The 14,805-nt window shown below is 38.8% G+C and carries 12 protein-coding genes and 1 riboswitch; of the genes, 4 read left to right on the top strand and 8 right to left on the bottom strand.

Annotated features, from left to right (window positions below):
• Nucleotides 1–206: 206 nt before the first annotated feature.
• Nucleotides 207–1,400 carry an HD-GYP domain-containing protein gene (locus tag QL998_RS19020; protein WP_007581678.1) on the top strand — a complete coding sequence of 398 codons (1,194 nt, stop codon included), beginning with the start codon at nucleotides 207–209 and terminating at the stop codon, nucleotides 1,398–1,400.
• A gap of 53 nt (nucleotides 1,401–1,453) precedes the next feature.
• Here the strand turns inward: QL998_RS19020 and QL998_RS19025 are convergent, their stop codons facing one another.
• The 6 genes from QL998_RS19025 to QL998_RS19050 form a co-directional block, all read right to left on the bottom strand.
• Nucleotides 1,454–2,491, bottom strand: coding sequence for a general secretion pathway protein GspB (locus QL998_RS19025; RefSeq protein ID WP_290193285.1), 1,038 nt, complete (start codon nucleotides 2,489–2,491; stop codon nucleotides 1,454–1,456).
• Between the two features lie 11 nt (nucleotides 2,492–2,502).
• Entirely contained in the window at nucleotides 2,503–3,420 is a 918-nt protein-coding gene (locus QL998_RS19030; protein ID WP_290193286.1) for an AAA family ATPase, read from the bottom strand.
• A 165-nt stretch (nucleotides 3,421–3,585) separates the two neighbouring features.
• Entirely contained in the window at nucleotides 3,586–4,104 is a 519-nt protein-coding gene (locus QL998_RS19035) for a DUF1566 domain-containing protein (RefSeq protein WP_290193287.1), read from the bottom strand.
• Nucleotides 4,105–4,113: 9 nt separating this feature from the next.
• The gene (locus QL998_RS19040; protein WP_290193288.1) at nucleotides 4,114–5,769 is read right to left on the bottom strand and encodes a DUF1566 domain-containing protein; all 1,656 of its coding nucleotides are present in this window, start codon (nucleotides 5,767–5,769) and stop codon (nucleotides 4,114–4,116) included.
• A gap of 82 nt (nucleotides 5,770–5,851) precedes the next feature.
• Nucleotides 5,852–6,184, bottom strand: a complete 333-nt coding sequence (locus tag QL998_RS19045; RefSeq protein WP_010553197.1) for a hypothetical protein — start codon at nucleotides 6,182–6,184, stop codon at nucleotides 5,852–5,854.
• A 21-nt stretch (nucleotides 6,185–6,205) separates the two neighbouring features.
• Nucleotides 6,206–6,910: a DUF2982 domain-containing protein gene (locus QL998_RS19050; RefSeq protein WP_197151968.1), complete on the bottom strand. Its 705-nt coding sequence runs from the start codon at nucleotides 6,908–6,910 to the stop codon at nucleotides 6,206–6,208.
• A 246-nt stretch (nucleotides 6,911–7,156) separates the two neighbouring features.
• On the opposite strand from QL998_RS19050, the gene QL998_RS19055 reads away from it, so the two are divergent.
• The 3 genes from QL998_RS19055 to msrA all read left to right on the top strand — a co-directional run bounded on the left by QL998_RS19055 (nucleotide 7,157) and on the right by msrA (nucleotide 11,933).
• Complete coding sequence (locus QL998_RS19055) at nucleotides 7,157–8,209, top strand: efflux RND transporter periplasmic adaptor subunit (RefSeq protein WP_010553195.1); 1,053 nt, start codon at nucleotides 7,157–7,159, stop codon at nucleotides 8,207–8,209.
• A gap of 3 nt (nucleotides 8,210–8,212) precedes the next feature.
• Nucleotides 8,213–11,311 (top strand): efflux RND transporter permease subunit, encoded by a 3,099-nt coding sequence (locus tag QL998_RS19060; RefSeq protein WP_024604438.1) that lies wholly within the window; start codon nucleotides 8,213–8,215, stop codon nucleotides 11,309–11,311.
• A gap of 85 nt (nucleotides 11,312–11,396) precedes the next feature.
• Nucleotides 11,397–11,933 carry a peptide-methionine (S)-S-oxide reductase MsrA gene (gene msrA, locus QL998_RS19065; protein ID WP_290193289.1) on the top strand — a complete coding sequence of 179 codons (537 nt, stop codon included), beginning with the start codon at nucleotides 11,397–11,399 and terminating at the stop codon, nucleotides 11,931–11,933.
• 237 nt (nucleotides 11,934–12,170) lie between these two features.
• Here the strand turns inward: msrA and QL998_RS19070 are convergent, their stop codons facing one another.
• Nucleotides 12,171–14,021: a TonB-dependent receptor gene (locus QL998_RS19070; RefSeq protein WP_024604436.1), complete on the bottom strand. Its 1,851-nt coding sequence runs from the start codon at nucleotides 14,019–14,021 to the stop codon at nucleotides 12,171–12,173.
• A gap of 36 nt (nucleotides 14,022–14,057) precedes the next feature.
• Nucleotides 14,058–14,242: riboswitch (cobalamin riboswitch) on the bottom strand.
• Nucleotides 14,243–14,284: 42 nt separating this feature from the next.
• Nucleotides 14,285–14,674, bottom strand: coding sequence for a hypothetical protein (locus tag QL998_RS19075; protein WP_290193290.1), 390 nt, complete (start codon nucleotides 14,672–14,674; stop codon nucleotides 14,285–14,287).
• Nucleotides 14,675–14,805: the final 131 nt, after the last annotated feature.

Consider the following 14,805-nt stretch of genomic DNA (forward strand, 5'->3'; position numbering starts at 1 on the left):
CCAATGAGTATGTTCGTTAATCATAATGTGCCCTCAAACAAGATTTGAAGATCTGATCATGACATTGAGATTTAGTTCAAAAAAATCCCCGCTAATTTCTTAGCAGGGATTTGTGTATAAGAGACAGCTGAAAAGTGCCTTTTTTATTAGGTAGTAACGTATATATTTGTTAGCTTAATGAAAGATTAACAATAGAAGTAATAAATTTGAAAATAATTCCTGTAGGTCAGTTACTGCCTGGTATGTTTGTGCAAAGCGTTACTAGACAAACTGGCAGTATTAAAATTAAAAATCAAGGCTGGGTTAAAACTCAGGCTGGTATTAATAACCTAATAAAAGCAGGCATTTTAGAAGTAGAAATCGACCCTGATAAAACCCTCATTGAATCAGTCCCTGAAAAAGCTCCTATTGCTGTACCTGCAACAAAAATAAAGCGTGACCCTTGGCAAAAAACACACAGTGCCGAACAAGAAATGGGAAAGGCAAAAAAACTGTATGACGAAGCTAAAACACTGCAAATAAAAGCATTTAAAGATATTAAAGCAGGCCGCGATATAGATATTGCACCGTTCAAAGAGCTGGCAAGTGGCTTTATGGACTCTGTTTTTAGAAACCAAGATGCCCTAGCCTGCCTTACCCAAATGCGCCAAAAAGATGCTTACCTACTTGAGCACTCTATTAATGTATCGATATTAATGGGGATTTTCGCTAAACATTTAGGTATAGAAAAAAACATTATCGTTGAACTGACTACCGGCGCACTTTTACACGACATTGGTAAGATAAAAATCCCTGATGAAATACTCAATAAGCCGGGTCGCTTTACCGATGATGAATTTAAAATAATGAAAATGCACTCGCTTTTCAGTAAAGAAATATTAGAAGAGTCTGGCTTAACAGGTATCGCGGTTGATATTGCAGGTATGCATCATGAAAGGCTTGATGGTAAAGGCTATCCGTTTGGTAAAAAGGGCGACGAAATAAGTCAGTACGTGCGTATGGCATCAATTGTAGATGTGTACGATGCACTTACCGCAGAACGTGTTTACAAAGCAGGCATGGAGCCAATAAAAGCCTTTAAAATACTAAAAGACGGATGCCCAGATAGCTTCGATCCCGTGCTGCTTAATAAGTTTATTCAATGTATTGGTATTCATCCGGTAGGAACGCTCGTTAGATTATCGAGTCAAAAAGTTGGTTTAGTGACCGAGAGTAATCCCAGTACACCACTAAAGCCTATCGTTAAAACATTTTACAGCGCCAAGCATAGTCGCTATACAGAGATAAAAGATATCGATTTATCTAATAAAAAAACCTTAGATACCCTTGAATCAGCGGTGAAACCTAAAGAATATAATATTGATTTAGAACGCTTTTATAAAAACTCAATATTACCCTAAGCAATATTGAGAGCTCAACATTCTACCGAGCTCTCAACATAATAGCTAAACGTTTACTGCGGCCAGTCTTGCAAAGCTTTTAAGCTAAACTCATAACCATCAAAATCAAGTACACTTTGCTCAGGTGTAATCTCTCTTACAGTTAAAGCGCCTATGCTCTCTCCTTCATGTAGCTCTCGGCCATTTAGCTTGATCCAACGCTTGTCAGCACTCGATGAATAAATATGCGCTTGATATTTAATACTAGGCAACATTGATTGCAAACCATCTGGTAGTAATTCTACAGGCTCAACACGTGATGACGTTTTTGATGCATGGGTAACTTCATAATCCTGATTTTTTTCGACATCTTGTATAGCTTGCGCAAACGCATTTTTAAGTGTTGTAGGCACCTCATTAAGCTCAGGATCGCTCATCTGTTGAGATTGGTTGTTACCATTAATTGGCTTACCTAGTACTTTATACTTACTCATATCTAGTTGAGCTGATGCTGTATTTTGACTTTGCCCAAATACCGAAGCGTTCTGTGTATTATTTGGATTGTAATTATTTTGTGGATTAAATACTGGCTGATTATAATTTTGAACTGGCATTACTTGTTGCACGCTCTGCTGATTATAACCCGTTGCGCTCGTGACCGGACTCGATGGCATAGGAATATATTGCCCATTAGGCGTTAATAACATTTGCTGTACACCATTAGGTGTTTGCACATGTACAAGTTGCCCTTCAATCGTTGCAGTATTATTTGGAGCTATTTTAGCGGGTTCTAACTCTGCTATTTGCTGCTTTTCAACTGCGGCATCTACTTCTTTAACTTGTTCTTTAGGTGACGATTTTTCGCTTTCAACCACCTTAATTACAGCGGGTTCCGATGTGTTTAATAAAGTAGTACCTTGAAACCACTTACCCGTAGTAAACCCACCAGCTACAGCAATAAAAGCAGCTAAGCTTGTACCAAATACTAACGCTAATCGTCTATAACGCTTTAGTGCTTGCTGTTGCTTTAACTGCTCTGATTGTAAGTCGTATTGCTCAGCACTCATATCTGATTGCTGCGACTGCTTTAGCGCATCTAATAAATAAGACATAACTTACCTAACTATAAAATAAATGAAAGCCCAATGCCTACGGCAAATAAAGCAACGAATGCAAGGCTATATGGTACAAATGACGTTGCTTTTTTGGCCTTATTAACTGGCGCTACAAAATCCATGGGTAATGACTCATGTGCTGACTTTTTTATTATATCGCTATCAACTATCAACTGCTGCTTTGCAAAAGTGCCTACCAAAGCTCGCTCACATACCAAGTTCATTAATCGTGGCACACCACCGGTTAATTGATGAACAGCTTGCATGGCATCCATCGAAAAAATTCCTTTATCACATCCTGCAACATGTAACCGATGCTTTATGTAAGCAACTGTTTGGCCTTGCGTAAGTGGTAATAAATGGTAACGAGCTGTTATTCTCTGGGCGAGTTGCCTTAATTCATTGCGCTTTAAAAGCTCTTGTAGCTCAGGTTGACCAACCAATACTATTTGTAATAATTTTTTATGATCGGTTTCTATATTTGTCAGCAAGCGTAATTGTTCAAGCACATTAGGGGCAAGTAACTGCGCTTCATCAATTATAAGTATGGTGTGCCCACCCGATTTATTATTGGTCTCTAAGTGCTTTTTTATAATATCGGTAAGACTTTTAAGCGTCGCATTATTAGCATCGTAACTAATGTTGAGCTCATCACAAATACTAGCCAATAACTCCAGCTCTGATAGTGCTGGGTTATGGATCATCGCTACTTGCGTGTTTTCAGGTAACTGCTCTAACATACTGCGGGTAATTGTAGTTTTACCAGTACCCACTTCGCCTGTTAATAATACAAAACCACCGTCTTCACCTAATCCATAGGTAAGGTGTGCTAAGGCTTCTTTATGTCGTTCACTTAAAAATAAGTAATGAGGGTTGGGCGAAATTGAAAAAGGTTTTTCATTCAGGCCAAAATAGCTTAAATACACCGTGATGTTCCTTCGTAATTAAATCACGGCCTATAATGGCAAAAAAACGCACTAAGTGACAACGTTGTAAGCGCTTTATTATTGAAATAACGTAAATTTATGTAAAACAAAAAAATGCAGCGGTTTTAAGGCTGCACTTTCATCTGTCTAATCTTAGTAAGTACTTTATTCTTCGTAGCGAACTAACCGTAAATACACATTACTAGTTTTGGCGTGCAAGCTATTCAGCCCACTATCAAATTGATAAACCCATGCAGAGCTCATCGTGCTCACACCCGATGTATTTGACCAATAGTTTTGAAGTTTTGTACCAAAAAACACCTCTTCATTAATGCTCGGCTCGGTGCAACTGTGCTCTAAAATACTCGCCAACTCCTTAATGTTAGGCATTTGCCAATCATCGTAATCTGCGGTTGTATCATTTTTAGCACCGCGTAGTGCTTCTTGCCAAGTAAGAGAAGGTGTAGAGCCTTCGCAAAGTTTTGTCTCTGTATTATAAGTTTGCCCATAACTACAGCGTTGCCACATAAGGCCTGTTTCGCTATCTGACACTGTGCCATCTGCATTTATGGTAAATCTATCTGTCGGTGTTGTGGTATCTGCACCGTCGTAGCACGTTTGCGCCGCTGCAATATTAAAGCTCAAGCTTATAGTTGCTAGTGCATAGAGTAATTTTAATTTCATTATTTTCTCCTAACGGCTTCTAACTAAACGAACATACGCAGTATTTTCTTTTGGATAAGCAAGATCGTTACCATTACTCATATCTATAATATACGCTTGCGATAAACTTGTACCATCGGCTGCAGTTTGCGAGGTCCAGTACGGTAAATCCACATTTTCTATATCACCTGATTGAGGAATATAAGGAAATAACGATTCGTCTATTAGCACTCTTTGCCCTTGTTTCCCGTAATCAATTAAACCTAAAAGCTCGTTATAAGTTGGTAAGCGCCAGTTTGTACCACCACAGAAATCTAAGCTATTCACTTCGTTTATATAGCTTTGCACGCCGCAACTGGTATCATCCGGACAAGTTGAATTGGCTGTACTGGTATCGGTAAAAGTAGTATCGCCCAAATCCCAAAAGTAATGATTTTGCCCTTCACGCAAACTTGTATTTGGTAATACTCCAGAGGATTCAGTTTTTACTTCCCATACAAGCCCTGTAACATTATCGCGTATACAGGTAAAGTCACTACTATCATCACCAACTTCATCAGCAAACTGATTAAGTTTAGTATAATCAAACGCTAAATTACCTTTGCCAACCTTATCTAAACGATTTGCATAGCTATCGCGTCCGAGCTCTGCATCTTGCTCTGGAAAATCATCACTTTCACAGTTAATGCGTTGTGTATTGTTGTAACACTCACCAACACCACTATCGTTTATAAGCCCAAGCGCTTTTGGTGATACATCAACAAATAAAGAATCTGTATCGGTACGTCCTTTTGAGTCGGTTACCGTTACTTCAAAGCTCAATGTGGTCTCGGTATCTACATCAGAGGCAAAAAATGTCGTTGTACATTGGTTGCTATTACTTAATGTTTCGGTATTACCGGTAAGTTGTTGCCATTTACACTGATAGGTATCGGTAACAGTTTCGCTATTCGTTGCATCAAGTGTTACTTGTTCAAACTCCTCAATATTTTGATCAGCACCTGCATTTGCATCCACCAACTCATTTGTTTTGTTAAGCGTCATCGAATATTGAGTACTCGCCTCACCGCCTTCATCATCAGTGACTGTTAGCTGCCAAGATAAATTTACGTTACTTTCAAGTAATGGATGAGAAAAGCTAAGAGTTGACTCATTAAAGCTCGTAATATCTAAGTCAGGACCTGATAGCAATTGCCACAAATAACTATCAATTTGGCCATTATCATCAGGATCGATCGACTCAAGGGCGCTCAAAGTCACAGTATCTTTGTAAACAGAAGGAAGTGTTTCAGGAGATGTTTGTGTAACAACAGCAAGAGGAAGTTGGTTATTAGAGCTCACTGAAATAGAAATATCGTCACTAACAGCGCTACTACCCGTACTTTGATAGCTCACTCTTAAGATTATTTCACTATCAGTTTTTACGTCAGGTGCGGTAAGTGTTTGCTCAGCACCATCAAGCGGAAAACCTTCTAAGCTTGGGCCGCTAACTTGTTGCCATGAAAACGTACCATCAGCGGGAGAGCCTTGTGCTGTGATGGTAAATTCAGTTTTTTCGATAATTTGTAAATCGATTCCAGCATTAACAGAGGTTTCTACAACTGTATTATCGCTATCACCACCACCGCCTCCACACGCACTTAACAAACCACAAGAAATGAGAGGGATTAAAGCAAACGCTTTCATACGCAGCACCTTATTATGTCAAATAATTACTATAGTGTAATTACTAGCAATAAAGATGCCATTAAAGTACTACATATAAGTACTACATATAAGTATCTTGATGAATACGTACAAATAGCTTTGTGCCTATTTTACTGTAATCAATTTTATACTCTCGACCATCTAACGCTTGAATAAACAATAATTGTTTTTCTTCGCCAAATATATCAGCGCTACTTACATAAACCATCTCTAAATAACGCTCTTTTGCGTCTCGACGGTTTTTGGGTAACTCTTCTTTAAATGGCTCCAAGCCATGTTGAGTCACTTTAATTTTAGGATGAATTTCAGAGTTTACAATCACTAAATCAAGTTTTTTATCTTTATGTATTATGGTATTTCGACCACTTTTTAAAAAAGCTCTGTCTTGGCTCATTTTCTTTCCTACAGTCGCAGCTTAATTGTTAATTTGCGACGCTATAAACTGACGGGGCTCGCGCTTCCACTTATTTAAGTTAGCACTAAATGCCCAAATATCTCTATCTAATACACTGGCAGGTAATAATAAATCGTAACCTGTTAGCAGTTGAAGGTGCTTAGTTCTGTTAGCAAACATAGCTATAAGACCAGTATAGCTTACCCCTTTATGGGATGTGTATTGCGTATCTTCTATTAACCATTCTGATGGGCAATTGCCATTTTTGCAATGTTTTTGAACAACTTGCATAAACAAATTACGCTGTTCTATTAAAAGCTTTCCTGCAATTCTTGGTGCGATATTTGTTAAAAACTCATCTATGTCGTTTACTTTAACACCCACTGCATTGAGCTCTAAGTAATCAAAACCATCTTCTACTTTGGGTATACCACTGTGATGAAAGTTATTACGAGACATGTTCCAAGCCCCATATTTATGGCAATAAACAAGCTCCGACTCACTTATCAAAAGGCTATAATACGGCTCTTGAGTTTTTAAATATCCAATAAAAATAGCGGCAATACACAAACTCACTAAAAATATTTCAAGTATGCTAATCTCACCCGGCCTTAGTAAATTAAACAACATAATAAAAACTAAGCCAATGGCACCTGCAACAAGCACCTCAATTGCGTTTCGCGCACCTTGTGCCCGAAACTTAATGACATTGTTAGATTTATCCATATTGGTAAAACACCATATAAAAAACAAACATAATAATGGTCCAAATTATGATCTTTCTTGTTGTTATACATAAGTTACAGGTCGTTTTAAATTTCATACATTACCGCTTTATCCTCAACAAAATAGGAACAATGAATAAATCTTATTTACTTTTACGCTTAACGCACAAATTTATGAGACACATAACCGCCTTTTCTCGGTCTTATTTCGTACAATGGATATAATTAATTTTCAGGTATGAAAACGATGTACTCAAGACAATCAGGTAAAGCTCTTTTTCCATTTATTATTACATTACTACTAATATTTAGCGTTTATTTATATTTACCCGCTAGCCACGGCGAACAAGCCGATTCATCACAAATGTCTACTCAAGTAACAGCTCATACTGTTACCTCTCAGGAAAACGCAGTGATGATAGAAGCCATTGGTAGCGCACGTGCAAACCAAGCAATCTATATAAAAAGTGCGCAAAACGATTATGTCACAGGTATATATTTTAAAGACGGCGACTTAGTCAGTAAAGGACAAAAGTTAGTACAGTTACAGAGCCAACAAGAACAGCTTGCCGTTAAAGAACTTGGTATTAACTTACGTGAAGAACAGCGCCAGTTAGATCGCCTAACCGAACTTTCACGCTCGCAATCAACGGCAAAGTCGTTACTTGAGGAGCAGTTATCTCGTGTTGATGCAACAGAGGCCCAACTAGAAAGCGCTAAAACTAAATTAAACGAAATGACTATTAGTGCGCCGTTTTCAGGCCTGTTAGGCAAGCGTGAAATATCAATAGGTGCCTACGTAAGTAATACAACAATAATCACAACACTTGATGATATTAGTATTATTAAAGTTGACTTTAAAGTACCTGAAAAATATTTAGCACAATTAAATATGGGTATGAAAGTGCTTACGCAAAACGATGCCTACCCAGGACAAACATTTAACGGCAAGGTAACGCATATTAGCTCGCGTATTGATTCGGTTACTCGCAGTGTTGAAGTAACAGCAAGCTTTGCCAATAAATCAGGATTACTTCGCCCTGGTATGTTACTAAATACAGCACTTGAGCTAAGCAGCAACCAAGCTTTAATGGTGCCAGAAAAAGCGGTTATACCTTTGCAAGACAAACACTTTGTTTTTCAAATTCAAGATGGGATAGCTAATAAAATTGAAGTGCATGTTGCTAGCAGAAATAATGGCTGGGTTGCTATCGACGAGGGCCTAACTGATGGCGAGCAAATTGTTACTGAGGGGCTAATAAAAATTCGCTCTGGAAGTAAAGTAAGCGTAAAGGGGTAATACGTGAAAATTACAGATACTAGCGTCAAGCGCCCCGTTTTTGCCATTGTAATTAATTTACTGCTTCTTACTTTTGGACTGGTTGCGTTTACTATGCTGCCACTTCGTGAATACCCGGATATTGAAACGCCGATTGTAAATATCAGCACTGAATACACAGGTGCTTCTGCCGAAATTATAGAAACCAAAATAACGCAAATAATAGAAAATCGAATTTCAGGTATTGAAGGTATTAAAAGTATTAACTCATCGAGTCGTAATGGACGTTCAAACATTACCATTGAGTTTGATATTAACCGCGACATAGATGCAGCATCTAACGATGTACGCGAACGTGTAGCACGTGCACTTGATAGTTTGCCCGATCAGGTACGCCCGCCAGAAGTATCTAAATCAAATAGTGATGAAAGCCCAATCGCCTGGTTTGTATTAAACAGCGAAACAATGGACTCGTTACAGCTCTCTGATTACGCGCAGCGTTTTATTGTTGACCGCTTAGCCGTAGTAGATGGTGTATCTAACGTACGTATTGGTGGTGAGCGCCAATACGCCATGAAAATTTGGCTTAACCGCCAAGCAATGGCCGCACGGGGTATTACCTCAAGCGATATAGAAAACACACTTCGTACAGAAAACGTTGAGTTACCTGCTGGCGAAATAGAATCTATAGATCGTGACTTTACCGTGCGTACTGCCCGTAGTTATAAAGATCAGCGCGATTTTAAAAACCTGGTAATTAAACGTGGTGATGAAGGTTACTTAGTACGTTTAGGTGAAGTTGCCGATGTACGTTTAGAAGCTGCCGATGACGAAAGCTTATTTCGTGGTAACGGGCGTAATATGATTGGCTTAGGTATTGTAAAACAAGCTAAAGCAAACACACTAACCGTAGTAGATAACGCACGCAGCGAACTTGAAAAAATCAAACGAAACCTACCTGAAGGTACCACAATTCAAGACAGCTACGATTCGTCTGTATTTATTAAAGAGTCTATTAATGAAGTTTACAGCACACTTGCCATCTCTATGGGTTTAGTCGTACTCGTTATATTTTTGTTTTTAGGCAATATACGAGCAACGCTTATTCCTGCGGTCACCGTACCGGTCGCACTTGTTGGTAGCTTTATGTTTTTGTTGGCAATGGGCTACTCAATTAACTTACTAACTTTACTTGCCTTAGTACTGGCCATTGGTTTAGTAGTAGATGATGCCATTGTAATGCTTGAAAATATTCACCGTCGTATTGAATTGGGTGAGCCGCCGTTACTAGCTGCATTTAGAGGCGCGCGTGAAGTAGGTTTTGCCATAGTAGCAACCACGCTTGTACTTATATCTGTGTTTGTGCCATTAGTATTTATGGATGGCCGTATAGGTGCATTATTTACTGAGTTTGCTATGGCGGTAAGTGCTGCCGTATTTTTCTCAAGTGTTACAGCACTTACTCTCGCACCAGCTTTGTGCTCTAAAGTACTTAAAGTATCAGACAAACCAAATAAATTTAGCCAATGGATGGACCGTCAATTTACTAAAATTGAAGTAAGTTACCGTAATTCACTCTCCACTAACATAACCCGAAAATGGGGCTTAATGGTGAGCTTATTATTAGCTGGCTTTGTTAGTTACTCGTTGTTTTTACAAGTTCCTTCTGAGCTAACACCAAAAGAAGACCGTGGCACGTTCTTTATTATGATGAGCGGCCCTGAAGGCGCAAGTTACGAAAATAACGCCGCTAATATGGCTAAAATTGAAGAGCGCCTAATGCCTTATTCGCAAGCAGGTGAACTGAGTCGCGTACTTGTTCGAGTACCCGGTTGGGGTGGCAGCGGCGGTGTTGCGATTGTGGGTATGGCCGATTGGGATAAACGCAAACGCTCAACGTGGGAAGTAATGGATGAAATAAGCGGTAAAATGCAAGAAGTTACCGATGTTCGTGCATTTGCCATTATGCGCCGTGGTATTGGCGGTGGTGGTTCATCTCGCCCAATTGAGTTTGTGCTGCAGGGTAATGACTATGCACAACTTGCCGATTGGCGTGACCGTATAATAAAGCGTGCTGAGCAAAACCCTGGTTTAGTAAGAATCGATCATGATTATAAAGAAACCTTCCCACAGTTTTTAGTCAGTATAGATAAAAACAAAGCCGCCGATTTAGGCGTGTCGGTATCTGATGTAGGCCGTACACTAGAAACAATGCTTGGCCAGCGCCGTGTTACAACCTTTATTGACCGCGGTGAAGAATACGATGTGATTTTAAAAGGGACTAAAGAAGATTTCACCAACCCTACTGATATTTCAAATATATACCTTAAATCACGAAGCGGTGAACTAGTACCACTTGATAGCCTTATCAGCTTAAAAGAAGAAGCAACAGCCTCACGCTTAAACCGTTACAACCGTATGCGCGCAATTACATTAAGCGCCAACTTAGCCGACGGTTATACACTTGAGCAAGCGCTTAACTTTTTAAACGAGGTAGCCGCGCAAGAAAACGATATAGATGGCGCAGTAGATTACAAAGGTGAATCGCAGCTTTACTACGAAGGCGCATCAGCGATGACCTACGTATTTATACTTGCACTCACCGTTACCTTTTTAGTACTTGCTGCGCAGTTTGAAAGCTTTATGCACCCGTTTGTAATTATGCTTACCGTACCGCTTGGTTTAATGGGCGCTATGTTTGGGCTTTGGGCTACAGGACTTACCTTAAATATTTACAGCCAAATAGGTATTGTCATGCTCATAGGCTTAAGTGCTAAAAATGGTATTTTGATTGTAGAATTTACTAACCAATTACGCGATAAAGGCGTTGAGTTTAGTGAAGCAATACTACAAGCAGCTACCCAGCGCCTTCGCCCAATAATAATGACCTCACTAACAACCGTTATGAGCTCTGTTCCTTTGGTTTTTGCCTCAGGCCCCGGCGCCGAAAGCCGTATGGTAATTGGTGTAGTTGTGTTTACAGGGGTTATTGTATCTACCCTGCTGACTCTTTTTGTTGTACCTGCTGCGTATTATGCTCTGTCGAGAAATACTCAGTCACCTGAGTTTTTACAACAAAAGCTGAATAAACAAGCTGCTGAAAAACCTTTCGAAGAGATCTAATCTCTTTATTGCGCCGTAACCTTGTTGTTGCGGCGCATACAATTTATGCTCGCCTTTAAACTCCATATACATTTTAGGAATACTTATGAGCTCAACAACGCAAGTAGCAACATTTGGTGGCGGCTGTTTTTGGTGTATAGATGCTGCATTTAGACGTGTAAATGGCGTATTAGGTGTGAGTTCTGGCTATACAGGCGGCGAAACTGACGCCCCAACATATAACTCTGTATGCTCAGGCACAACCGGTCACGCTGAGGTTGTTAAAATTGAATTTGACGCGACTGTAGTTAGCTTTGAAACACTCTTAGCAATGTTTTTCACACTGCATGATGCAACACAGCTGAATCGACAAGGTAACGATATAGGCACACAATATAGAAGTGTGGTTTACTATCACGATGAAGCCCAACTAAAGCAAACCAATGAAATGATAGCTCAACTGCAAAGCCATGTGAGTGAGCCAATTGTGACAGAAGTCAGCCCTGCCACTACGTATTATCCAGCAGAGCATTATCATCAAGATTACTATAACGAAAACCCACAGCAGGGTTACTGTAGTATTTTAATAGCACCTAAATTACATAAGTTTGAAACCGTATTTAAAGAGTTTTTAACTGATTAATACCAATCAGCATAAGTATAGAAGCTATTTAACGATAATAAAATTGCGCTCTAACTAGGCAAAAATTTTATATCCAGTGGTTCTAAATAAAAAATTTATAACGACGTTAGCGTGTGATTTAATCCGTTAAACTGTTTAGAGGTCTATGCAGGTTGGTATAACTTAAAAGTAAACAGAAAAGGCAAAAAGCCCGATAATTTATCGGGCTTTTGTATTTTTAATAACTAAATAATAAATTTAGAACTGGTAGCTAATCCCAGCAAATACTTGTCTGCTGGGTGCGCTGTAGCCTAAAAGCTCACCACTTGCGGCAAAGCCAATACCCGCAGTGAAGTACTCTTTATCAGTTAAGTTTTCAATACGTGCATGTAGCGCTAGATTATCTAAAAGCTGATAGTTAGCAGCAATATTAAACACAGTAAACGCTGCAATTTCTGTATCGTAGTATGAAATTGAATCGCGAGATGAGCGATATAGCATGGTTAGATTGGCGTCAAAATGTCCCCAATTTTTAGTTAGTGTATAATTAAATGCTTCAGATGGACGACGCGCCAACTCTTTACCCGTAGTTTCATCTTCTGTATCTAAAAAACTTAAGTTAGCGTTATGTTCAAACCCTAATGCGCTAAACTCAGCACTAATTTCGACCCCTTGCATAGACACACGCGCAACATTTGAAGGTACATATTTTCCCAAATTAGCGTCATATTGGTTTTCAATTAAGTTTGTAATATTATTATCAAAAATAGTAATATCGTAACGACCCCATTTTGTTGTAAGCGTAATGCCCAGCTCATTATTGACAGCCTCTTCGGGCTTAATATCGCTGTTACCTACATAATAGAGGCTATTCGTTACAAACGCGTTCACCAATGATGGTGCTCTAAATGCTGTACCGTGACTTGCACGAACACTAATATATTTATTAGCTTTATAACCAACACCTGTGCTGTATGTATTAGCGCGACCGTGGTAATCGTAATCATCGGTTCTAATAACAGCACTAGCAAGCCATATGTCATCGTCATAAAAAGCACCAATAAATAATGCTTTATTATCGCGTTTTTCATGTACTGAAGTTGCTGTAGAACCGGATAAATCTTCTTGTAATAAATTAACACCGCCACTTAATTCTAGTGTTTGAGTTAAAGTATATAGACCACGATATTCTGCTTCAAAACGTTCAGTACTATAAAAAGTATTTACTGCAGTCCCTGTTTGCTCATTTTCTTCTTGCGATAAACTGACTGAAACACCTTGATTATAATTTTGAGAGCTTTTTTCCCAACCTAATTTAGCTATATAGTTTTCAAAATCATAAGCGTCGCTAGAGTATGCCGAGTCGTATTCGCCCTCACCTTCACTATACTGTGCTTGTGCGCTAAATTGACCCAAATCTTCAGTATGATAGCTTAAGTTAAAACCAATATTTTTATTTCTATAGCCATCATCATCATGATCTTTAGTAATTGCAGCTGTAGGGTCTTTTTCAGTAACATCAAAGCCATCTGTTTCTTCATAACCTGCATTGTATTTAAAGCTCAACGCATCTTTAGCTACCCCACCTGCTAGCTGATAGTTTGAGTAACTATTGCTACCAAATGTTGCAGATAAAGTATTATTAATTGCATCACGAGTAATGATGTTAATAACCCCTGCGATTGCATCTGAACCATAAATGGCCGCGCGAGCACCTTTGATAACTTCGATACGTTCAATGCTATTAACAGGGATATTAGTAAGCGACACACTACCCGAAGTCGCATCACTTATCCTAACACCATCCACCAAAACCAATGTGTATTTTGCCGACGCGCCACGTACAAATACATCCGCTTTTTGCCCAAAGCCCCCATTACTTACAATATCAAGACCAACAACTGTATTTAAAAGAGAGGGTAAATCGCGTACGTTGCTTGCTTCTATTTCTGCACGCTCAATAACATTTACACTTGCTAAAACGTCATTGATTGATTGCTCAAATTTATTAGCTGTAACGGTTATTTTTTCAATTGATTGCTCTGCGCCAGACACAGAAAATGAAAGCGCAGCAGAAATAGCAACGCCTAAAGTTGTTTTGTTTAACATGATGTCCCCTACCTTTGCCCACCGCAAAGATTTAAGTAAGTAAGATTGCATCAAGGCCGGTCTCCGGACTCAGTAAGCACATCAAAATATGCAATACTTTACCGTTGCGGGGGCAGTGTTGGGCTTGTAGTCATCATGAAAACGCACCAACTTCCCGATTATCCTGCTAAAAAAATCATTACATGAAGTGGCTAGCAAGCACCTTGAAAATATATCGCTATTGTGAGTATTTTGTTTACAAATGTCAATGGACGTCTATACAGCTAAAAACCTTTAAAATGCAGTTGGGGGCTAGTATAGTTTGAAGAAACTCCATATTTATCAAGTAGCTTCTTAAGTTGTATTTGTGCAGTAGGTAAGCTTAGTATTTCATCCATTTTATTACTAGTGATCTTATTTGATTTAGAGTTAACTAAAAAGTGCGTTTTATAAACGGCATCTGGTACGTTACTTTTATAGAGTAAATCCATATTAAAAGTATTTTTATTTTTAAAATATTGGTAAGCAATATTATTTAAAACACCTACTTCCGCGCGCTTTAATAGCAGCATTTTAACCACATTGAATTCATCAATGGTTAAACTTACCTGATGTTCCTCACTTAAAAATTCGGCATCTGTATTAAATCCAGCAAATTGATACGAGTACCCCAATACCCTAAAGTATCCCCAGAATTAGCCTTTACATATCAATGAACTAACAGTATTAAAAAATGTGGGTAGTGAGGGAACATTCATGGTGTTTTGTGATCTTATGAATCGCTTAAAAACAACAGAACTAAACA

Origin of the sequence: Pseudoalteromonas sp. APC 3691, assembly GCF_030408135.1 — a bacterium.
Classification (GTDB): domain Bacteria; phylum Pseudomonadota; class Gammaproteobacteria; order Enterobacterales; family Alteromonadaceae; genus Pseudoalteromonas.

Coding starts and splice junctions, on each gene's coding strand:
- QL998_RS19050 (WP_197151968.1), bottom strand. CDS start 6,910: ATGGATAAATCTAACAATGTCATTAAGTTTCGGGCACAAGGTGCGCGA.
- QL998_RS19055 (WP_010553195.1), top strand. CDS start 7,157: ATGTACTCAAGACAATCAGGTAAAGCTCTTTTTCCATTTATTATTACA.
- QL998_RS19045 (WP_010553197.1), bottom strand. CDS start 6,184: ATGAGCCAAGACAGAGCTTTTTTAAAAAGTGGTCGAAATACCATAATA.
- msrA (WP_290193289.1), top strand. CDS start 11,397: ATGAGCTCAACAACGCAAGTAGCAACATTTGGTGGCGGCTGTTTTTGG.
- QL998_RS19035 (WP_290193287.1), bottom strand. CDS start 4,104: ATGAAATTAAAATTACTCTATGCACTAGCAACTATAAGCTTGAGCTTT.
- QL998_RS19025 (WP_290193285.1), bottom strand. CDS start 2,491: ATGTCTTATTTATTAGATGCGCTAAAGCAGTCGCAGCAATCAGATATG.
- QL998_RS19040 (WP_290193288.1), bottom strand. CDS start 5,769: ATGAAAGCGTTTGCTTTAATCCCTCTCATTTCTTGTGGTTTGTTAAGT.
- QL998_RS19070 (WP_024604436.1), bottom strand. CDS start 14,021: ATGTTAAACAAAACAACTTTAGGCGTTGCTATTTCTGCTGCGCTTTCA.